Consider the following 22,632-nt stretch of genomic DNA (forward strand, 5'->3'; position numbering starts at 1 on the left):
TTTCAAATTTAGTAATGCAAGTTAATCGTGCAGAGATAAGGCTTGTAAACGCTAGAATGAAGTTGACACTTTTTGATTGATAAGATTTTACACTTTTGCTCAGCTATCCTACCACTTAAGTAAAAAACGTGGGACGGACCACATGGTTGCACAACCCTAACAGATGTAGAGCAAATTCACCAAGGTTTTCCAGTGTTGATTTAGGAATTACCTAAAGCGCTGAATCTCTGCTTCTAAGATTTCAATCATTTCTTCACCGTGAATGCGGGCTTGATTTGGCGTCCAGTCTTTAGAGAGATTTGCCATAAGTTTCAACTTGGGACTTTGTTCAATGACATTCTTATAGCTTTCTTTTTTCCCGGTTGGTGGTAGATTTGAGAACTTGGAATTATCTTGGACTGTAATGAGTGCAAGGTTTCCAAAGTGGTGAACGTCTTCTTCGCTCCATTTGTTGGATTCACCATTAGGTTGTTGCGGGAAGAAATGTTCGATTGAGTTTCTAAATTGAAAATCCCATTCAGAAGAGATGTGATCGCCTTTGTTATCTCGGTAAAGTACGTAATCTAAATACGTGAAGGCGATTCGCTGGATTTGAAAACCTGTAGTTTCTGCAAAATCAATTCTTTCTAGTCTGCTAATACAAAACTGCTCTAGGTGACTGACTAGTTTCTCGGTAAGGTCGTTATGGAGCTTGTTTTTTTGTTCTGATGCCGCTTGCATTAAGTGAAGTAACGTGTAATGAATCCATTTCATTGTTCGTGGAGAAGTGTATGTTACACGTAAACATGATTGTAACTTTCTTAATTGATCTTGGTGTCTGGCAAACGTTGAGTTGTATTTAGGTGCGTCATACTTGTTCTGTTTTGAGAGCTTCTGCAGTGACCATTTTCCGTCGTCTTGGGTCTTAGCGGAATACTCTCGTTTAATAATGAATGTGTCAAAAACAACTCTGGCGTATAAAAGATTAAAGATAAACTTCTTTGCAGAAGTGGAACTCATGAAATTCTCACTTAAAATACTTAATAAATGTTGATCATTAAGTAAGTGCTCTTCTTGTTCCTCATCTTCTGAATGATCTAAGGCATTGACTTGAAGTAAGAAATTCGGGAAGCTTAATATGGATTCAAAACGAGTACTTTCGTAAATCGTCTCTGCTTCGTTCGTTTGTACTGGTTTTTTTGCTGTTGTTAGAATGTCTAACAATTGAGTGCGTTTATTTGTTTGCGTCTGTTTCTCGAATGACTGGAATGCAACAAGCAGTTCGTCAAAATTATTATACGTAAATGTGGACCATTGACTTCCAAAGAGCCAATCCCGTATCGACTTGTCGAAGTTCATTTGGACGTATCTGTTCATGTTCGCGCACGCGTCCCAAATCGTAGCAGCTAATCGCTTCTCTTCTTCAGAGGAAGATAATTGGCTTAATAGCTTTCCTTTAGCAACCTCATGCAATTCCAGTTGTTCACCGCGATTGTTCATAATTTCAAAGTAATGGTTCAGGTCTGTATCTGGAGGAACCTGTACTTGTAATAGCTTTACCGAGTCAAGCTTTTTCTTAAAGTGGTCTTTCTCTTTTTCCGAGAAAGTCTTAAAGTAATTCTCGATCATTGCGTAACCTTGGACAATTTCTTCAGTATACGTTCCATAGCGAAGTTTAGAGGTGTCTTCAAGTACATCTAACGTGTAATTCGAACGTTTACGGGCTTGAAATTCAAGTATGTTCGTTCTGGGTAACTGTAAGTAAGTCAACAAAATAAACAATGTTGTAAGACGTTGTTGCCCATCGATGACTTCCAACTGGTCATTTTTTCTTTTGTTAACGATGAGGTTTCCAAGAAAATAATTATCGGTGTTGCTAGTGACTTGAAAGTAATCAATATCATTAAGCAACAGTTCAATTTCAGTTTGTCCCCACGCATAATTACGTTGATAGATTGGTACTACGTATTCATGCGTAGTAAAAACTTTACTTACAGACAGTTCTTCCACTTCACGAGGCTTCTTCATTTCCGATCACCACCATGTTAATCGTTTTTATTTTACGGATTACCGGTTCGAGACTTTCTTGGGTTGAACGAATTTCTTCTATAGGATCGAGGATGATTTGATTTAATTCGTCTAGGGAGTGCATCTCTGAAATTTGTAGAAATAGTGGGATGTCGTGATTAACTTTACTGTCATCTAAAGCAGACGCATAGTTGTTAATCGTTTGTAACGTTAAGTTTTGCATCGTTAACCGAATTGAGTATGCCCAAGAATAGAGTTTTTTTATGGTAGAGTCTGAGAGTGCATCGATGGAGAAGCGGTCAGCTGTTAAAAGTAGACTGCATATAAACAAACGTTTCGCATACACATTTCCTGCACCGTTTGTCGGAAGTTCATCAAGTGAAAATACTTTTTCAATTTTCACTGTGATATCTTTTAGTAACTTGTCGTAGTAAGAAATAAAATGAAAAAAGCGTCTTCCAGCAATAAGAGGTTGCGTGAGTTGAAAAGCATGGAGTTCGACATTTATTAGGTGGCGATAAGGACTAATATTGTATTGTTCACTATAAATATGAGAGGCAAGATGGTATTTCGCATAACGATGTGTAGTATCCATTTTTATACCTTTAAATATGGAAATTCTTGACGTATCAAAATTGATGCCACTTCGTCTCTTTGACCACTGAATGGTTGGGTAAAGAAAATCAGAGAATAATGCCTCAAGTTGTCGTTGGTCCATCTCTTCCCAATGATCAACGATTTTACCAGTCCCATCTTCATCTGAACCGCTCATTTCCCGTAAATGATACGCCTTTAACAAATCGTGTGGTGACAGAGCCTTCCCACGACTGTTCTGCGAATCAAAGAACTGGAAAGCTTCTTGCTCTGAGTCAGTCACGACTTTAACGATCGAACAGGATTCTTCGATATACTGAATAAAATCGCTCAACCTATTTTCCAAGTCATTTTTCTTTTGGGTGAATAACTGTTGGTTTTCAAGTATGGCGTTTTTAGAAATATCATCATACTCTTCAGACAAAAGCGAGAAGTCCATCGTGTTTTTACCGAGACAAAAAAGCAAGATGGTCAATGTCGTAAGACGTTGTTGGCCATCAACAATGTTGAATTTACCCGAAGGGTCTTTATGTAGAATCACCGTTCCAATTCGATATTCACTAATACCATTTTGATAAGCGTGGAGAAGGTCATTAAACAACATATTTGCTGTCGATACTTTCCATTTGTACGAACGCTGATATTCAGGGATACGTAAGTTTAAAGACAACAGTTCCCTTACGGACACAATTTGCTGTTCTTTTAGCATCATCACCGGTCCTTACTATCTTTCGAGAGAATTGAAAACATAGAAGCATTGAACTGAGCATTAGATGAGTGATATTTTCCAGTATATAACAAACAACTTGTTTTTTCATCAGAAGCACATATCATATAACATATTTTTCTACTTATTAAACATTACTCCCAGTTAGTTGCGTAGTAATGGCGTCGCACCCTGCGTGCATGGATGGAAAAAGAAATATGCTTTGCTATTAAGACAATTGGATAAGTCGCACCCATTATGGGTGTGTGGATTGTAATTATTGGGTGATAGAATTTTGACGGTAATTCCGAGACGAACTCTGCATGGTTGCGTGGGTTGAAATTTACGCAACTAACTGGGTAGTTAGTTGATTAAAGTCACACTTCCTACGAGACGAATGAATTGAAAATAGTAGAGTTCTTCGCCGTTTATATTCACATGGAGGCGAACAAAATAGAATATCTGTATCAATTAAAGTAGAGAAGCGTTTGGTATGTATAGTAGTTGACAAATCATACAACAAGAGCTCTTGGTAAAGATCTCTGACGAATCGGTACAAAGTAGATGTTGTATACAATTGTTGTGTTGAATTAATGAAAATCATATACAAAGTAATGTATAATGAAAGTGAAACTAGCAGTGCGAACCCCAAGCGAACATAAAATCCCTAGGTGACCCGCATCGAATTTTCGGTCAATTGTGATAAACTATGTAATAGAGAGTGGAATTGTCATATGCAAAAAAACTATAGAAGATTGAATATGCAGACAATATAACGGTTATAGTATAATTATAAGCTATAATCGCAGTCGCACCCCGTGTGGGTGCGTGGATTGAAATAAACCCCTTGTTAAATGGTCAAGTATCCGTGTACCTGTCGCACCCCGTGTGGGTGCGTGGATTGAAATTGTAAAACTCAACGGCAATTTCGATCCCCAAAACACGTGTCGCACCCCGTGTGGGTGCGTGGATTGAAATTGGCTCCTTCGGCAAATACGTTAGGTTTGAGTATGTCGCACCCCGTGTGGGTGCGTGGATTGAAATACCGCACAAGTTTAACGACATGTGGCTCGCTCTTGGTCGCACCCCGTGTGGGTGCGTGGATTGAAATACCAAGTTGTAGTATCTTTTTGTACGATCAGAAATGTCGCACCCTGCATCGAATGAAATAAACCACCAGCTACAATGGCTCTCGCCAACAACAAGCCCTGGATCTGTAAGACGGATCCAGGGCTTTGCTCTGAAGTTGCTAAATATGTAACTGTGTCAGAAAAGTCTTCCGGTGTACCTAGACGTTCAAGGGAGAGGCATTGAAATCATCAATTGTTTTTTCATCTTTTCCATCCAAAAATAATGGAGTCGCAGTTGGACCAAGGGGGAATTTGATTAGTTTTCCAGTAGTCATATTACGTAGCTTCTTATTCATTGCATTTGAATCAGAAACGACCCCTTCAAAAGTAAACTAGTAGCTCTGTAAACAATAAGTGCCAAGGTCTCTCGTTCAAACAAGGAGATTCTAGCGATGTAAGTGACGACATTAATTATTATGATGAGTAATTAGTCTTTCGTTCTCTGCATCATCTATCGCATCAATTTCTGATTTCCCATCTTGAGATACTGAGATAAATAAATAAAATTGTCTATCAGGTTGGAATCCATTACCCTCTAAAGATGACGGAATGTGGTATTTTTTCTGCAGAGCGTTAACGTCCTTAAAAGATGTTTTCTCTCTAACATTTAGTTTTGCCTTTGAGAATTCTTTATACTCTTCTTTATCAACAACCTTCTCATAGAAATCTTCGTCAGTCATGAAGGTCTTATCAGAGTTGTCAGGGTACTTCTCCTAAGATTCTTGAGCACTTATAACGGGGGGCCTTGAAGCCATAAAGATTAAAAATAAAAAATCCGAAAAAATTATTCTACGTAGGTTCATTTATTCTCATCTCCTCTTTCTATAATGTGAGGTAAAATTTAACTTTTTTGCCAACATGAAAAAAGGTTGAAAATAATAAGAATTCGATTTTGCCTCATCGGAGAGAATATACGGAAAGCTACAGCTATAGCAAGTCGCACGATAATAGTGAAGTGACCGGTTCTCTGCTAAAATCCCATAATTATGTTAAAATTTTCAAGAGATCTACTCCTATTGGTGCTGCTAGAATGTATGGCTGCATCACAAATCAGGTTGTGGGAAATTAGTTAACAGATACATATATTCAGGGGGGCACATGAATAGACGAAACGATATTTTAGATGCGTGGATTATGATTGAACAGCTGTCGGAAGGTTCTATTAATAAAAAAGATTCTTCTTTAGTGCCATTACGTACTCAGGAAGAAGATTGGCATAGCTTTTTCTCACGCTTCTTAGAAAAACAAAAAGAAGAACGAAACATTACAGACAAGGGTTTTAAAAAATCTGGTCTTATTCTTTATTTCGGTATTTTCAATTTTGAAGAAGTAATTGAATTGTTGCGGCGTCAATTTAAAATTGAAAAATCGTATGAAGAGGTAAGTAAATCTGAGAAGTTCACCTTCTTATTAAGCTTTGATAACGAACTTAATTTCAAAGAAGACGAATTATTCTTTACGATGAGTGGCTATGTTCAACAATACAAAGAATTCCCTGAAGACTTCACCGGATTTGAAGAGAACTTTAAAGAGGATCTGAAAAAGAGATTTGAAGAAGACTTTAATCAAACAGTGAAGGAACTTTTTACAAAATACGTGGTGTCTAAAGAACATTTTCGTTATCAATTCGTGAATAATGTTGCGAATAGTGATCCTAAACTCCATTCGTTTTTTATAGAGGATTTGAATAAAGCAAAGAAAAAGTCGAATGAGAACTTGGATCGCTATTTTAATGGGTTTGTAGGACCTCGCCACAATCTTGACAGCAATAAAGAGTCCGCTCATTTTAATCGAAATGCTTTTGAGAGTATTTTACAGCCGAAATTTTTCCCTCTTGGACGTTTCCCGAGTAATCCGAAGTTTGCATTGTCCTTTATGCAACAGGTTGCGGTTAATCTCGCATCAAATGATCGTAACCCCATTCGGAGTGTAAATGGGCCACCAGGGACAGGTAAAACCACCTTACTTAAAGATATTTTTGCGGATTTAGTTGTGCAACAAGCATCGGAAATCGTCGCTTTATCTACAAAACGTATAGATGGTAGCTTAACGTACTGGGAAAATGCCAAATTGGGTGTTTTGCCACACATTATTTCTGAGAAGAATATCGTTGTTGCCAGTTCAAATAACGGTGCGGTTCAAAACATTGTTAGAGAATTGCCGAAGAACGAACAGATCTCAGAAGAATTTCAAAAGCAGCTTGCTGAGGCTGATTATTTTAAGCATTTATCCAACTTTGGAGTAAAGGGAGAAGGGATTGGAAAACATCCTGCTCATGCCTTTGAACATGTAGAAGATGAGAATTGGGGAACCTTTTCATTAGAGGGTGGCACCTCAAAAAATATGAATAACGTTCTCTTACATATCAAATCAATTGAGGGAAATTTAGAAGATGACTACCAAACTAATGAAGATGTTTATAAGGAATTTATTCGTCTTACTGAACGATTAAAAAAAGAAAGGGAAACGATACAACAATTCAGTGAAAAGGTATATCTTCTTGAAAAGGTAAAAAATGAGTATACTGAGCAACGGGCTGCTTTTAATGAAAAAGAAAAGCAAAAGCATGAAGCCTTAGCCTCCTTTGAAAAAAGAGAGAGAGACGACAATGAAAGAGTCGAACAGGAAAAGGCTCATTTGAAAAAGAAACATGCCAGTAAATCTATCGAACTCGAAGATCGAAAAAATGTAAAAGCTCAAGCTGAAAGGAATTATAATGTCATTATCGCAAAAAAGCCAAGCCTTTTCTGGGTGAAAAAACTGTTAAAGGTGCCGGAAATGAACGAATATATGAATGAGCTTACGAGCGCAAATGACAAATTGAATCAGCTGACTGAACAGCAAACAGACTTAATTAAGACGCAGTCGAAATTGGAAAAGCAAATAAATGACTATGAAAAAAGAGTAGAGAGCTCAGTGAAAAGGATTGAAGAATCACAGGCTGAATTCAATCAATGGATTAGTACTGAACAAACGATTTTGCGAAATTTAGAGCAGCAAATAACAGCCTTGACGGAAGAATTGGAGGGAAGTGATAGGAGGATACTTGATTTTTCACTCTCCTATGATCAACTCCAAAAATCCAACCCTTGGTTTTCTGATCATTTCCGTACCTTACAATCAGAGCTCTTTATTTTAGCACTAAAAGTACGGAAACAATTCCTTTATGAGAACAGAAAGAATGTAAAGAAGGCGAGGATGATTTGGCAAAGACAGTCTGAGTACATTGCAAAAGAAAATGGACTTCTAATCCTTGCTGAGTCGTGGCAATGGATCAACTTCACGATCCCTGTCATTAGCACAACGTTTGCTAGTTTTGGTCGGATGTTTAAACACCTGAATGAAAACTCAATAGAGAATTTATTTATAGATGAAGCTGGTCAAGCACTTCCACAAGCGAGTGTTGGGGCCATCTTTAGAAGTAAAAAGGTGATGGTCGTTGGAGATCCATCGCAAATTAAGCCTGTATTAACATTAGATTCACCTGTTTTGAGCTTGATAGGAAGGCATTACAAAGTGAATGAAACATTCGTCTCGGGTGATGCATCGACTCAGACACTTGTTGATGCAACGAGTCAGTTTGGCTTTCAAAAAGATGAAGAAGAATGGATTGGTATTCCTCTTTGGGTGCACCGACGATCAAATTATCCGATGTTTACCATTTCTAATGAAATCTCGTATAACAATTTAATGGTTCAAGGCAAAGAAGGAGATGCTGCACAAGGTAAATCAGATTGGTTTGATTCAAAAGGAAATGCCATTGACAAGTATGTCAAAGACCAAGCTCTCTTACTTAAAAAGCTAATTACGAATCGTTTGCAAGACACCCCGGATTTAGCTGAAGACATCTATGTCATCACACCATTTAGGAACGTTGCTTTTAAAGTGGCACGTGTGCTAGATGACATTAATTTCACAAAAAGAGAAAACGGAAAACCGGTTAACGTTGGAACCGTACATACGTTTCAAGGAAAAGAAGCAAAGATTGTCTACTTTGTGTTAGGAGCAGATTCTACTAGCAGTGGTGCAGCTAGTTGGGCCGTCTCTGAAGCCAACATTATGAATGTAGCAGCAACCCGTGCGAAAGAGGAATTTTATGTCATCGGTGATAAGGAATTATATGGATCTCTCGGTAGTGAAGTGGCAGACAAAACAATATCAATTATTGGTAACTATAATGAAGAGGCAAAATAAGCAAGGTGATTATTAATAAGACTTAGATAGCCGAAAAGATATATGTATTTGTTGCTTATGAAGTGATCCATGTAAACTATTGGAATAGCGCATGTATGTATCCTTATTTATTCTTGTACGATATTTAATATTGTTTATTATAGGAAATTCATTAGAGCGCAGGAATGGCTCTTGCGTTCTTTTCACGATTAAAATAGTGTACGTTAATTGCTGGTTGTTAAATGTAGGGAATAACGGACAAATAGTATATTAAACGTAATGGGACAGCAGTAGACAGATAAAATGGAAAAAGAAAAAATAAATGTTAGTTATTGAAAGAACATTGCTAAAACCATTAATAGAAAGGGAGGATTCTACGTAATGATCTCCTTTTTATGTGATAATTTAGTATATATTATTGGAAAGTTTTGTTGAGTCAGGGAGTATTAACATACAGGAAGAGCCACATATTGAACAGCTAGTTTGTAAAGACGGTTAGGCATAAAGAATGCCTACCGCAATGAAATGAAAATCACTTCTTTTGCAATTTTCACTGGCATACGGCAGGCAGTAACATGTTGATACCTCATGCTGTTATAGTTATGAATTGCACTGTATGCATTCGCTTGCTAATGTTAATTACAGTCTGGTCTCTTGCTTCTGACGAACTATTCAATGATTGCTACGGGACGAACCCAACCTGCGCTCGCTCCTGTGATTTTTATTGGGAAGGCGGCTACTTTAAATCCGTGTTGAGTTGGCAGTTGATCTAGGTTTGCGAGCTTTTCGATTTGGCAATATTCTGCTTCTTTTCCGACGAAATGAGCTGCCCAAAGTACACCTTCTCTTGGGTTTTGTTTATAATTTTCTGCTTGTAGTGCGAGCGGAATATCCCAGCCCCAACCGTCAATTCCCATTACTTTTATACCTTGTTCAATTAACCATCTTGTCGCATCTGCGGACATTCCAGGTTGGGAGGCCAAGTATTCATCAGTATAAATATATTGATCAGTGTCGGTGCGAATCAGCACGATATCTAATGGTTTTAATTCGTAATTCATTTCTTCAAGTTGGTCGGTTAGATCTTGGGTTTGAATTTCATATCCTGGATGTTTATCACTGAAATCAAATAGTACTCCGTCTCCATAAAACCATTCAATGGGTAACTGGTCAATAGTTCTTGCTGGCTTTCCTGCTGCTGTAGAAGCGTAATGCCACGGGGCGTCGATGTGTGTTCCTGTATGAGTGGTTAATGTTACGGTCTCAGTAGCCCAAGCTTCATTGTTAGGGAAATCACTTGCCTTTAGCCCTAAAAGGCCGGCTGCTTGCTTTGCTCCGTTCGCATGAGAATCATACTTAATTTTAGGTGGAAAAGGCTCTTTTAGTCGGTTGTCCATCGGTACGCTTAAATCAATCATTTTCTTTGTCATCTACATGCCCTCCTAATGAAAATATATTGCTACGCTTGCCGTTCCTGGGTTGAATTACCGAACTTTTGAATGATCGATTTTCCATTCTTACTGACGATAATTTTCCGTTTCCATAATCCTTTTTCAATTAAATAGTTGTTTTCTTTTAATTTCGAGAACATAGCCGAGATCTTTAATGACTCTAAATTCTCAGTATCGATATAGTTGTTAAAGTGTTCAATTCCAGCGTCAATTTGTTCAATGAAATTAATTTCTTCTCGTGTTAGATTTTCGGTAATTAAAGTAACAAGAGGTTGACTATGCTTTTTCCCTCGCTCAGTCAATGTAAAAGAGTAAAAGCCAGGCCCTGTTAACTTATGACGCTGCAAGAAACCTTGACGATCCAAGTTCTCAATGGCTTTATTACTCACGGACGAGTCTACGCCAAGCATATCAGTAATTTGTACCATGGTGTTGTAACCTTTGTAGATTAGCAAAAGTACGGATTCTTCATAGCTATTTTTCTCAATTGTTACTTTATCCGATTGAGCGTCTAAGCTCCAATCTTTGTTGCCATAATAATTTGGTTGGGTAGCTAGACTAACTAGGACTGTAACGGATAAGGTGACAACTAAACCAATAATCCCTATGTGGGTGTATTCACTAATCGGGATGATGCCGGCAACATCGCCTAACAGCGTCGCTAAAGTTGTAGCTATAATACCAGATAACCCTCCGATAAACGCCCCTTTCATCGTTGTGCGTCTCCACCAAATACCCAGAACTACGAGTATGGATGGAGGTCCTAGCCATGCGGTCGAAAATGCAAATAAATATAACGGTCCTCCTGGATAGAACGTTAATCCCCATACGAGTAACCCTAAAACAAGCGTAATGATTTTTGATGGCTTTATGAGTTGTTTAGCGGTAGCATCGGGCCTAATATAACGTTGGAAAATATCTCTCACAGCCGTACTAGAAGCTCCAATTAAAGCAGTTGTAGAGGTTGATATTGATGCCGCAAGTGCTCCTAATAAGGCGATCGCTGCAACGGCAATAGGCAATGATGTTAGCATTAAGCCATAGGCTCCCATTGGATCAGAGGTTCCATACGGTGGTAGTAGCTCATGGAAAGCAGCTCCAGTATATAATCCGACAATGGTTAAGGTTAGTGAGGGAACTAAGGCTAGTAATAGAGCAGCATAAATGTATGACATTTTTGCTGTTTTCTCATCTCTCGTAGTAGAAGCTCTTAACCAATAGTAGTTGTTGCCCCACACGAGAAAACAACCAAACATTACAATGAAAGTCAAAATACTCGGATATTGCAACGAAAAGATGGGAATCGATTCTCCACCGATCCCTCCAGTTAAAAATGAACTGCCACTTGGCCAATTATTTGATATGAAACTCATTCCTCCGTATTGCATAATGATCGAGATAAGCAATACTGGCATGGCTATCAAACCAATAACCATCTGAATGAAATCTGTTAATGTAATGGCCCAAAAACCACCAATGTACGTGAAGAATAAAAACACAAAGAAAATTCCAGCAAGGGTTAACAATAATGACCATCCGGTAAATTCGGTTGTAATGATGGCCATGGAAATAACATTATTCGCCATAATTCCAAGCAAGCCAAAGATTGAAGAAATCGTGATTAAGAGCCGCGTTTTTGCATCAAACCGCATTTCAAGCCATTCAGGTAATGTGTGAGCTCCAGAGCGCCGTATATAAGGAGTGAAGAAAAACCCATATAGTGCCAATCCTATAAACATAAAGGCAACGCCAAAAGCAATGGATCCCCAAAAACCATACAGGATGGTAAGACCGGGGCCTAATGAAATCATGGTTCCTGCAAAACCAATGGCAGCGACACCAAAGATATTCACGATTAAGCCCACTTCACGTCCAGCGATTAAGTAGTCATTGGAACTGCGAATCCATTTTCTTGTAGCAAACGAAGCGGCAACAAGTATAAAGCCAAAAACAAGTAACATGACTAAAAATAAAAGATTAAAACTCATAGAAATCACCTCCAATTTAATAAAGCGCTTACAAAAACTTGAATTAATGAAGAGGTTTAAAAGTCGTCAATTAACCCCTCCAACGTTTCCCCATAGAGCTTTTTTAACTTGTGCTCACCAACATCACGAAGAACACGATTAACATAAATATCATGTCGAATGTAATTAACAGAAGTCTGTACCATAAATTGATGATTGGTCATAACTGTATTCGCATGGTGAGGATTGGCTTCGAAATTAATTGAGGTCTGATTATCAATTACTAATGTCAGTTCATTCTTGTGACGCTTCATCACAGTTTCTGTGTACAGGTGGTCAAAACACCTCCAAGGAATAGTGTTTAGGGTTGGATTCATGTCAAAATGCAAACTAACAATTTGGATTCCTCGCTTATGAGCTGCTAACAAAAAAGGTTGTAAAGTTATAATTTCTTTGGACCAACCACTTAAAAGAATCGAGTGTTTGGCTTCATTAATCTTAGTAACAATAGCATCCATTGAGGTTTCATACCCTTCAACATGAAATAAGTCGGGCCATGTCTTTTCATGTTGGTCAGATATCGTTTGAAGAGATTCACCTAGAAAGCGAATTTGTTCGTACGTTCGTTCTTCAATCCTTTGGATCAAATCTTTATATGGTAATGGCGTGTATAGTTTATTTGTAGACTTATCTCCGCTTGAAACAAGGAAAACAAACCCTTTTTTACTAAGATTCCTGAGTGCCTCATAAACCTTTGGGCTAGGTACGCTAGAATGGGTTGCGATCATATTTCCGTTCGCAGGACTTTTATAGACTAAAGAGCTGTAAACTTTTGCTTCATACATCGTAAAACCATACTGTTTCAATACTTCAATGACTTCATCGTTGTCCATGATTAATTCTCCTAGTTTAACTACTCAACAATAGTATTTAATAACTTACCTATTCCTTCGATTTCTAGTTCAATAACGTCCCCAGGCTCTAACCATCGATGTACATCTCGTCCTAATTCGAGTAAACAGCCTGTTCCCACCGTTCCTGAACCGATAATGTCACCTGGATACAGGCGCACACCTGAAGAAGCGCGCTCAATCATTTGGCCGAAAGAATAGTGAATATCTTTGAAGTTACCTTTTGAAAGCTCCTTTCCATTTACAGTTGCTTTCATGGAGAGGTCATATTTATCTCCAATTCTAAAAGAATCCAATTCATCTTTAGAAACGATAGCGGGACCAATAGAGGTGGCAAAATCTTTACCTTTCGCTGGCCCAAGTCCTACCTTCATTTCTTTCATTTGCAAATCGCGTGCTGACCAATCATTAAGAATGGTGTATCCAAAGATATAATCTTCTGCCTCGTCTGCTGTTATGTTTATCCCTTCTTTGCCAATGACACACGCGATTTCTAGTTCATAATCCAACGCTTTGCAGTCACGGGGACGGACGATGGTTTGTTTATGACCAGATAGTGCAAGGTGATTTGTGAAGTAAAAGGCAGGAATCTCATACCACTCATCTGCAAGCGTAATGCCACTTTGTTTCGTTGCATTAACGATATGTTCCTCAAACGCCATAAAATCCCGAATGCTCGGTGGGGTAGGAATGGGCGGGAGTAACGTAACCTCATTTTGTTCGTATGTTGGGCTTTGGCTTGTTAAAGTGTCTGCTATTAATGGAGTGAACTGTTCATGATTCTTCATAAAATCTAGCATAGTAGTAGGTAGCTGTTCATTGTTTATGGACCGAAAATCATAGACGTGATTGTTCTTCAACAAACCAATACTCGTATTTCCATCAGGATCAATAAAAGTGATGTACCTCAATAGAATCACCTCTCAACGTTAATTGAAATAATCATACTACTTGAGTAGTATCATGTCAATTAGTTAACTGAAAATTAATACTTTTTATTTTGTCGTGAGTATGCAATCAATACATTCGTTGCAACTGTGAGTTTTATTCCGTCGGTCACATTTGTATATTTTTAATTGAAATCGACCTTTGTCTAAGTGGCTGTCCATTACTGTGAGGTAAATAACAGGGACAGTTACTAGTTACTCATGCCTATTCAGTACAGCGTAATAGACCCTTTTTCTACATTTAGCAAATGGTTAGTTATTAAAAAACGAATCAATTTGCACATGTGGGCAAATGAAAGAGGGACTGTGCTTATGTGACTAGGCATACTGAGTAGTAGCATTACAATATACAGTTAGGCGACTATGGCAGGCATTTAATACTATTAAGTTACGGAAGTAACAGGCCTACAATAGAATGGAGGTTAATATTTTCATAGCTATAAATTAAAATGTAATGAAAATTGAATTAAGGTGTGAAATTAATGTTCTATAAGAATAATGTTAAAAAGCTAATGAAGGAAAGAGAGATATCTTTAAATAAGTTAAGTGAAATGTCGGTTAATAGCATTAATACAATTAGGGCTATGAAAAATGATACTACTAGAAACTTTACAATGAATATTGCTAGTGACTTGGCACAAGCATTGGATTGTAGTATTAAAGATCTTATAGAAGATGATGTTTCATTTGTCGAATTTGATGATATATATGAGAGGAATAAAAGTAACCCGCTATTTTTAAGACATCAAATATTCAGTCCGGATAATGTTAAGTATTTAGAACTTTTGTTTGAGCAAGTGGGTGTTGATTGTAAAGTAAAACCATACAACAAGTATCGGTCTGTAACAATTCAAAATAAGCACGAAATAAATGCGATCAACATTTATTTTAACTTTCGAGTCATAGGTAGAGAAAAAGTAATATTAGATGTCATAGATTTTATAGTCATAGTCAATATGAAACTAGTGAATGAATCAATTATTAAAGATGCACTTATTAAATCGATAGAGGTTTATGCTAGGAAGATTAATCTTGATGAAATTATGTATCATATCGATACAGACAATGAGTATGTAGAAAATGAAATACTCAATGAAATGTCAGACTTACCATCAAATTTTTCTTATTCATTTGGCGTAAATCCTAGTATATTTCTGGAGAATAATTATAAGACAATTGAAAACGTTATACCTGAACTAATAACAATATGGAGAAAAGTGTTAGATTAACTCAATAAAAAACCAGCCAGAAATATAATTCGGGCTGGTTTTTTATTAAAACTTAGGAAGCATTAATAAATTATCTTTCGTAGTTTCGTTTTTCTTAGTTCGAATATAGTATCGTCCTGTACTGCTGGGAACAGCTTCAACCTCAGCTTTTGTAGAGGATGAAGTTGTATAGAAATAAGAGTCATTTTCATTTCTAATGTCGTGAACTACCTTTTCAGTAGTAGGTTCTTCACTATTTCGAAGTCTTACTTGTACAATTCTTTCTGTTGATTGTGCATTTTCATCGCTTACTCTGATATGAGTGATTTCTTGTGGCATTTTTTCACCTCCTTGAGTATATTATACTAAAATTAAATAGAAAAGTAATATATATCAAAATATTTTAGTTGAACAAAATCTAATAGATTGAAATTTTACTTAGGTGCTTCTGAACTTATGAAATTCATATACAAAGTAATGTATAATGAAAGTGAAACTAGCAGTGCGAACCCCAAGCGAACATAAAATCCCTAGGTGACCCGCACCAAATTTTCGGTCAATTGTGATAAACTATGTAACAGAGAGTGGAATTGTCATATGTAAAAAAGCTATAGAAGATTGAATATGCAGACAATATAACGGTTATAGTATAATTATAAGCCATAATCGGTCGCACCCCGTGCGGGTGCGTGGATTGAAATAAGGACTGGAAGGAAAGAGGATTAATCAACTAACTGTCGCACCCCGCGTGGGTGCGTGGATTGAAATGAGCGTGCAATGCCTAAGCATATGGACGCAGACCGGCTCGTCGCACCCCGTGCGGGTGCGTGGATTGAAATAGTGACGATACCGGCATGAGAAGCTCCGAAGAGGGTCGCACCCCGTGCGGGTGCGCGTGGATTGTAATACGTTTCCCCTTTGGTTGTGGGGGTGGGGCATCGAACCCAGCATCGACTGAAATAAAACACCAGCAACAAGCCCTGGATCTGTAAGACGGATCCAGGGCTTTGCTCGCTTCTACTACAAGTATCTCTCAGTACTCGGTCGCCCACTCGTTATGCACTAACAAATAGCCATTTCCCTACAACCTATTCAACTCTTCCATCATTGCCGGGCGGTTTTTGTATTGCTGTTGCCACTTTGTTTTGAGGGCGGCGACGCGTTTTTCGCCGTCGGGATAGGGTTTCATTTTTCTTAGAAGTTTGACGATCTGTTGATAGTTCTTTCGGTTGGCGGTTTCTTCGGCCATTGCTTGAACGATTGATTCGTATTTTTCTAGCAGTGCTTCGGGATATTTGTCTTTTAGAACATGTTCATACTCTAGCAGCATGATCGATGAGGATGATTGGACGAATGCGAGTAGCCGGTCGTATAGCTGTTCCACGTGGTACAGTCTGTGGATGGGAGCGTACGTTGGAAGCTGTTCGAAAAGCACTTCGCGTTGCTTTTCCCACTCTTCCACAGTATATTGTCGTTTTAACTCGTTAAAAATCTCTACGTTTCCAGCGTGATGGTTCAAGGCTAAGTACCATAATTCTTGGAGATAAGCCGAGTGGTTTCCAGTTTGTTTGTATAAATCTTTTAATTTTACACTGTCTCGAGCGACAATTCCTGGAAGATCTCCATTTCTGACTTTGCTCTCTTCTAACACTTCGACAGCTGTTTGAAAGTCTTTACGCTCTAGGCATCGTTCGACATAATAGTCTTTCACTCCGTTGAAGTGGAGGTATTGTTTGCAATAGTCATCGATCTCACTTTGCTGGACGTTTTGCTGTTCCAATAACTCAATTTTTCGCAGCAACCATTTGTCAGTGTCATACGCGATTCTTTCTGTACGAAACAACTGATGTAATTTCTTATCAACGAGCTGTTCTTTCTTTTTGAGAAAAGCTTTCTCCTTAAAATGATCGAATACGACAGCTTCCAAATATTCTTCCATATAATCAATGACGTGCCCGTCTAGTTGTTGAATAAACCAGTCAAACATGTCAACTTTTTGTGCCTCATCAGCACGGCTAATTATTTCTTGCCAGTGCCTGACACAATGATTCAAGATGGTCACAATTTCCCCACCAGAGTCGTCAATTGCCAAATTATGCAGTTCTCTGAACGTATGATTAACGACTTCAAAGGCTTCAGAAACTTGACGAGTGTTAATCAGTAAATGTACATGTCGTCCAAGGTAGTCAGTGAGGTCCATTGAAAGCTCCCTCGCTTGGTAATAGCCAATAAAACCGTGCCGATCCTCGTACTCTGCAAAAATGTCGTTAATTTCTAGCTTATAGCGCTGAACATCACTTTCTGACAGAGGTACGCCTAGTTCTCCTTTAAAGCGCCCGAGTAGTTCACTGTTTTCTGACAAAATCGCTGTTAAAAACCCCCGTAGCAGCGTGTCATCTGCTCGTGCAACTAGATGAAAAATGTCTTCTGTCATATGGGTACTTTCGACGTGATTCAAATCGTTTCCCTCATCGAATTCATAGAGGACAGCCGCCATATGCTTGCAATGCTGATTTTCTAGCGCATAAGGACACTCACAATACATCGCCCCTATTACTCCATCCGTATGTTTTATTTGTACGTAATACAGATCCTTGCCTATAACATTCGCTTGGATCACGGTTGCTGATACGTCAAGGTCTTCCACCAATTCATCAGCGTAATACGCATGGCCTCTATCTAAAATTTTTTCTGGAAATAAATGCTCCCATTTCATGTTGGGCAACTCCTTTGGAATGGTTGTTCGCCTAATCTACGTCCATTCTAGCAGAAACGGTTGTTTCTATTAATTGGAGAGGAGGGATAAGGTGAGTATTCTCTCTCACCCGAGCGGTGTGAAAGCCGGAGTGAGGAGTATGCGCCAAGGGTGGGAGGCGGCAGTCAAAGGAGTGTCCATTAGTACGTATAGTAAAGAACACAAGGAGTTAAAGGAAGCTATTGAGAGGTTTGATGTTTAGGTGGCGGGAGTATGTTCAGTCTTTTTCTAGAGATAAATTGGGACGATGAAGTTCCAACCGCTGTTATACTTTTGAACATAATGCGAAAACCCTCGTCCCCACATCGTAAAGTGACGATGTGGGGACGAGGGTGTAACGTGATTTGAGGTATGAAAATTCTTTGACGTTCTGTTCTTTGATTTACCCTCCAATTATGCTTAATAACCAAGGAGCTGCGTATAAAATCATAAACAATACACCGTAGTTTACGCCGTTGCGGTGGAGTAATCCTGCGACTAGTCCAATGAGGACGACGCCAAAGATATTAACCCATCCGGCATCCATGTAGGCAAGCATAAAAACGAGAGCCATAAATAAGCCAATTAATGCTTCGTGCGGGACGAGCTTGAAGACGAAGTTGCAAATTTGGTTGGCGTATCTCATGGCAACGTAGTACGTGAAGATCATGGCAATGGAAGCACCGATAATGGTAGCGATAATAATTTCACCTATGGACAGTTGATGGTGAATGTTGTTGCTTGTATCAAAAACAGGCGGTGCATTAAATAAGGCGTTACCTGGTCCGATTGCGACTGGAGAGAGTGGCAATCCAATCGCAATCAGCGGGATTAAAATCCCGGCCATATACGTTGCACTCGTTAAACTGTCCATCGTAGAGATAGCACGAGAGGCTCTTTTTACTGGGTCTTTAATTTTCCTCGAAAGAAGCTCGCCATAAAAGATTGTCATACCGACGGGCGAAAGGAAGAATGTAAGGGATCCAAGTAGAGAACCTGTAGAAGCGGAAGCCACTTCTTTTTTATTGAGTATTTTGAATGGGTTAGGGAACCCCCGATTGTCGTTAGACTCTTTAAATGTAATCACTTTATGGTCATAGCGAGGCAAGGCGTTTCTGGCATCGCGATTTAATAATTCAAACAAGCTGAACATGATTGGACCAATCGTAATGCCGAGAAAGAAGGAAATAAACACGGTCGAATCTTCTGGAATAATGCCGGTTGCCCAGTACAGCTCTCTTAACCCTTGGATTAATAAAGCAAACGGCAGTATGGCGACTAAAGATAACCATTTATTTTTTGTTAACAGTGCGAGAAACACTGCACCGAGAAAGAAGATAAGCCCTTCATATCCAACGATTACATCTGCAACAGGCATGATGAAAATGGCAAGTACGATACTTACAGGAATAGATATAATTGTACCGATGACTGAACCGGAAGCCATTTTTTTGATGCTTTGATGAGATAAACCGTGAGATTTTAAGACCATAGCGGGTTCGACCATCGGGGCCGCCATAACTCCCCCAGGAATACCCGCGACAGCGACAGGAATTGAATCCGTTAATTTTTTGGCGGTGATCGCTGATATAAAGAACGCCAACACGGCATAAGGGGATAAGCCTGCTAGAATAAGCGCCAGCGTGACGGGGGCAAGCACAGCGGTTTCATCTGTGCCTGGGGCGACGCCTATGATCGTATAAATGACCGCCCCTGCGACGCCTGCTAAAATCATTTGTAAAATGATGACTGGATCCATCTGTACTTCCCTCTATTCTTCCGCTTGCTCTTCATGGAGCTTGCGCTTTGGTTTAATAATAATGCATGCGATGATAAAGCCAATGAAAGCACCGGTGAGCCCGAGAGCGAGTGGCAGCGGGGGCTCACTAGGCGCCAGAATATACCCCGCCATTGCAGGGACGACACAGAGTAAGATAGCAATGACCATATCACGAATCCCGACATGGTCTGCCCAAATTTCAACAAAAGGCTTGCGTTGTTCTTCATCCATGAGTTCGTTCACCTCTCAATTGTGTTAAATATTGTTCAGCAATATCTGATCTGAATTTGCCTTCTTTAACGAGGTATTGTGCTACTTCAGCTATTTCCTCGTTTTTGGCCCCAGCCATTAGAGCGATGTTTTTGGCATGAAGCTTCATATGTCCTTTTTGAATGCCTTCAGTCGATAGCGCTTTAAGGGCGGTTAAGTTCTGAGCAAGTCCAACAGATGCGATAATCTCTGCGAGTTCGTTGGCAGATTGGATTTGGAGGATTTTTAAGTTTGCTTGTGCTTTCGGATGAACAGCGGTCGCTCCTCCGATTGTGCCTACGGCCATTGGCAATTCAATACTTCCTGTGAGATTACCGGCTTCATTCATCTCCCACTGAGTAAGGGAAGTGTAGTATCCGTTTCGACTTGCATACGCATGGGCGCCTGCTTCAACAGCCCTTGTATCATTCCCCGTCGCTAACACAATGGGTGTAATGCCGTTCATAATGCCCTTATTATGAGTGGCTGCACGATAAGGATCACGTTTTGCAAAATTACAAGCTTCTACAATCTTCTGTACGACTTCTTTGCCGCCGATGTCTTCTTTATTGATTTCACAAAATGCACGTACAAGCCGCTTGTCTGCGAGGTTGGAGATAATTCTCAGCCTGGCTTCGCCATTGGCAATCTTTTCAATCTTAGGTGCAATCTTTTCAGCCATCGTATTTGTGGCGTTCGCACCCATCGCATCCAAAGTATGGACGTGAAGATGGACAATGATCATCGCCGGTGGTGTTTCGAGTACTCGTACAGTGATGTCGTAAGCTCCTCCACCAAGCTGGTTTAGTACAGGATCTTGATCATTTGCGAGTGTGATCAGCTCTTGTTTGTGCTGAAGGATCTTCATTTTCGCATGGTGAACATCCGATACACCTAGAATTTGAATTTGAGAAAACATTCCGCTTTCTTCTAAGCGGGCTGTGAAGCCCCCAGTTGGTCGTGTGAGTTTCGCTCCGTGACTCGCTGCAGCAATCACTGAGGACTCCTCTGTCGCCATAGGGATAATGCGTTCCTGTCCATTCACGACAAAATTGACCGCTGCGCCAAGTGGAATTTCCATGACTCCAAAAGCATTCTCGACTAATTGATCGGACAGTTGATCGTACTGTTCATTCTCAAATAACTGCTGTTCTTCTTTTTTTAATCTGCTCGTCGAAAATATCAATTCCTTTCGTTCTTCAATTGTGCGTTCATGAAACTTTGAAAATTTAGAAGTCATATGGCTTCCCATCCTTTTATGTATTTAGTCGTGTTATTGAAATGCAAAAAGCGTTCCAACTTTGGAAACGCTTACGGATAGTACATACATATTGACGTGTATACATTATGCACAAAAAACCACTAGAACCGTATACAAAGTATACAACATGTATACTTTGTATACGGTTAGTCATCGATCTCATAATATTTAAGTTTATTATAAAAGGTTCGTCGGCTCATATTGAGTAATTGCATTGCTGTAGATCGGTGGTTGTTTGTTTGATCAAGTGCTTCAATCATGGCTTCTTTTTCGATCGTTTCGAATCGTAAATACTGCTCAAGAAACGAGGATTCTTCATTTGGTGAGTAAGCACTTGTGGAACGTTTCATCATATATTCCGGTAAGTGGTCATTTTGAATTCGTTCCCCAGTATTTGTCATTGCAAAAGCATGTTCTAGCACATTGCGCAACTCACGTATGTTTCCGGGCCAAGTGTAGCTTTGAAAATGCGTTTTTGTTTCAGCAGATAACGATAATTGCTTGTTTGTCCGTTGGTTAAAATCATTAATAATCTCAGTAGATAGAGGCAATATATCTCTTTTGCGTTCACGTAATGGTGGGAGATGAATAGGAATTACATTCAATCGATAGTACAAGTCTTCTCGAAACCTTTTCATTTTCACAAGATCGTAGAGATTTGCGTTCGTAGCTGCAATAATTCGCACATCGATGGAAATGCTTTGTTCCCCGCCAATTCGCTCAATTTTTTTCTCTTGTAGTGCCCGTAATAATTTCGATTGCAAAGGCAACGGCATGTCCCCGATTTCATCAAGGAAGAGCGTTCCGCCATGAGCAAGTTCAAACTTACCTTTGTGACCCGAGCGGACTGCGCCAGTAAACGCACCTTCTACGTACCCAAAGAATTCACTTTCCATGAGAGTTTCAGGAATGCTTGCACAGTTCACTTTAATGAAAGGTTCTGCACTTCTCGAGCTTAGTCCATGCAACACATCGGCGGCGACTTCTTTACCACTTCCGCTTTCTCCTGTAAGGAGAATCACAGAGTCAGTCTGGGCAGCTCTTAATAGTTTTTCGTTAATGTCGCGAAAGATCGGTTCCCGTGACTCAATTCTCTCCAAAAAACGACGGGAAGGAACATGACCTAGCTGTTCTTTTAAGTACGCTGTGTATCCCTTTAATTGTCGTAACTCATCCTCTAAAAGACGAGTTTTCGTTGAATCACGAAAGACAGACATCGCCCCAATTTTCTTTTTATTGTAATCGTAAACCGGTGTAATGTTCGCAACAATTCTCACCCCAGTCTGCTTAAAGTCGAACGAAACATTAATTAGCGGTTGCTCCGTTTTTAGCACATCTACAATTCGCGTGTTAGATTGGATATCTTCAAGTTGCATGTTCGTAATGTCACGCTGTTTTATGCCTAATATTTCATAGTACGATTGGTTTGCATATCGTACATTCGCATGCTCGTCAATAATCAGCATCCCGTCGTGCATCTGATCAAGGAATTGTTTAAACACTTCAAAGCCTCC

General features: G+C 39.3%; 16 protein-coding genes and 1 pseudogene. 3 read left to right on the plus strand and 14 right to left on the minus strand.

Going from position 1 to position 22,632, the window contains the following annotated elements:
• Positions 1–207 precede the first annotated feature (207 nt).
• From ACE1TF_RS05200 to ACE1TF_RS05215, 4 genes and pseudogenes are all read right to left on the minus strand, one after another.
• Positions 208–2,007, minus strand: coding sequence for a DUF262 domain-containing protein (locus ACE1TF_RS05200; protein WP_375014873.1), 1,800 nt, complete (start codon positions 2,005–2,007; stop codon positions 208–210).
• Positions 1,991–3,310 carry a DUF262 domain-containing protein gene (locus tag ACE1TF_RS05205; protein ID WP_375014875.1) on the minus strand — a complete coding sequence of 440 codons (1,320 nt, stop codon included), beginning with the start codon at positions 3,308–3,310 and terminating at the stop codon, positions 1,991–1,993. Before ACE1TF_RS05205 ends, ACE1TF_RS05200 begins: the two co-directional genes overlap by 17 nt.
• A gap of 1,244 nt (positions 3,311–4,554) precedes the next feature.
• Positions 4,555–4,679, minus strand: a pseudogene (locus tag ACE1TF_RS05210) (3-ketoacyl-ACP reductase); the annotation flags it as partial.
• 165 nt (positions 4,680–4,844) lie between these two features.
• Entirely contained in the window at positions 4,845–5,117 is a 273-nt protein-coding gene (locus ACE1TF_RS05215; protein WP_375014877.1) for a hypothetical protein, read from the minus strand.
• Positions 5,118–5,535: 418 nt separating this feature from the next.
• Between ACE1TF_RS05215 and ACE1TF_RS05220 the strand changes: the two genes are divergently transcribed.
• Complete coding sequence (locus tag ACE1TF_RS05220) at positions 5,536–8,631, plus strand: DEAD/DEAH box helicase (RefSeq protein WP_375014879.1); 3,096 nt, start codon at positions 5,536–5,538, stop codon at positions 8,629–8,631.
• Positions 8,632–9,278: 647 nt separating this feature from the next.
• Here ACE1TF_RS05220 and ACE1TF_RS05225 read toward each other — a convergent pair.
• Genes ACE1TF_RS05225 through ACE1TF_RS05240 form a run of 4 tightly spaced genes read right to left on the minus strand, consistent with a single transcriptional unit; the run spans position 9,279 to position 13,859 of the window.
• Positions 9,279–10,040 carry a cyclase family protein gene (locus tag ACE1TF_RS05225; protein ID WP_375014881.1) on the minus strand — a complete coding sequence of 254 codons (762 nt, stop codon included), beginning with the start codon at positions 10,038–10,040 and terminating at the stop codon, positions 9,279–9,281.
• Between the two features lie 29 nt (positions 10,041–10,069).
• Positions 10,070–12,049, minus strand: coding sequence for a sodium:solute symporter family transporter (locus ACE1TF_RS05230; RefSeq protein WP_375014883.1), 1,980 nt, complete (start codon positions 12,047–12,049; stop codon positions 10,070–10,072).
• Positions 12,050–12,105: 56 nt separating this feature from the next.
• The gene (locus ACE1TF_RS05235; RefSeq protein WP_375014885.1) at positions 12,106–12,921 is read right to left on the minus strand and encodes a TrmB family transcriptional regulator; all 816 of its coding nucleotides are present in this window, start codon (positions 12,919–12,921) and stop codon (positions 12,106–12,108) included.
• Positions 12,922–12,941: 20 nt separating this feature from the next.
• Positions 12,942–13,859 carry a fumarylacetoacetate hydrolase family protein gene (locus tag ACE1TF_RS05240; RefSeq protein ID WP_375014887.1) on the minus strand — a complete coding sequence of 306 codons (918 nt, stop codon included), beginning with the start codon at positions 13,857–13,859 and terminating at the stop codon, positions 12,942–12,944.
• Between the two features lie 509 nt (positions 13,860–14,368).
• Here ACE1TF_RS05240 and ACE1TF_RS05245 point away from each other — a divergent pair.
• Positions 14,369–15,115 carry a helix-turn-helix domain-containing protein gene (locus tag ACE1TF_RS05245; protein WP_375014889.1) on the plus strand — a complete coding sequence of 249 codons (747 nt, stop codon included), beginning with the start codon at positions 14,369–14,371 and terminating at the stop codon, positions 15,113–15,115.
• A gap of 45 nt (positions 15,116–15,160) precedes the next feature.
• On the opposite strand, the gene ACE1TF_RS05250 is transcribed toward ACE1TF_RS05245, so the two are convergent.
• Positions 15,161–15,433 carry a DUF3892 domain-containing protein gene (locus ACE1TF_RS05250; RefSeq protein WP_375014891.1) on the minus strand — a complete coding sequence of 91 codons (273 nt, stop codon included), beginning with the start codon at positions 15,431–15,433 and terminating at the stop codon, positions 15,161–15,163.
• Positions 15,434–16,175: 742 nt separating this feature from the next.
• Entirely contained in the window at positions 16,176–17,810 is a 1,635-nt protein-coding gene (locus tag ACE1TF_RS05255) for an SWIM zinc finger family protein (RefSeq protein ID WP_375014893.1), read from the minus strand.
• 91 nt (positions 17,811–17,901) lie between these two features.
• Here ACE1TF_RS05255 and ACE1TF_RS05260 point away from each other — a divergent pair, with 91 nt between their 5' ends.
• Positions 17,902–18,051: a RuBisCO large subunit C-terminal-like domain-containing protein gene (locus ACE1TF_RS05260; protein WP_375014895.1), complete on the plus strand. Its 150-nt coding sequence runs from the start codon at positions 17,902–17,904 to the stop codon at positions 18,049–18,051.
• A 180-nt stretch (positions 18,052–18,231) separates the two neighbouring features.
• Here the strand turns inward: ACE1TF_RS05260 and ACE1TF_RS05265 are convergent, their stop codons facing one another.
• From ACE1TF_RS05265 to ACE1TF_RS05280, 4 genes are all read right to left on the minus strand, one after another.
• Positions 18,232–19,587 (minus strand): tripartite tricarboxylate transporter permease, encoded by a 1,356-nt coding sequence (locus ACE1TF_RS05265; RefSeq protein WP_375014897.1) that lies wholly within the window; start codon positions 19,585–19,587, stop codon positions 18,232–18,234.
• Between the two features lie 12 nt (positions 19,588–19,599).
• Complete coding sequence (locus ACE1TF_RS05270) at positions 19,600–19,839, minus strand: hypothetical protein (RefSeq protein ID WP_042403880.1); 240 nt, start codon at positions 19,837–19,839, stop codon at positions 19,600–19,602.
• Positions 19,832–21,097 (minus strand): hydroxymethylglutaryl-CoA reductase, degradative, encoded by a 1,266-nt coding sequence (locus tag ACE1TF_RS05275; protein WP_375014899.1) that lies wholly within the window; start codon positions 21,095–21,097, stop codon positions 19,832–19,834. Before ACE1TF_RS05275 ends, ACE1TF_RS05270 begins: the two co-directional genes overlap by 8 nt.
• A 167-nt stretch (positions 21,098–21,264) precedes the next feature.
• Positions 21,265–22,620, minus strand: coding sequence for a sigma-54 interaction domain-containing protein (locus tag ACE1TF_RS05280; protein WP_081829458.1), 1,356 nt, complete (start codon positions 22,618–22,620; stop codon positions 21,265–21,267).
• Between the last annotated feature and the right edge of the window lie 12 nt (positions 22,621–22,632).

The organism is Geomicrobium sp. JSM 1781026 (assembly GCF_041949955.1).
Taxonomy (GTDB): domain Bacteria; phylum Bacillota; class Bacilli; order Bacillales; family Marinococcaceae; genus Geomicrobium_A.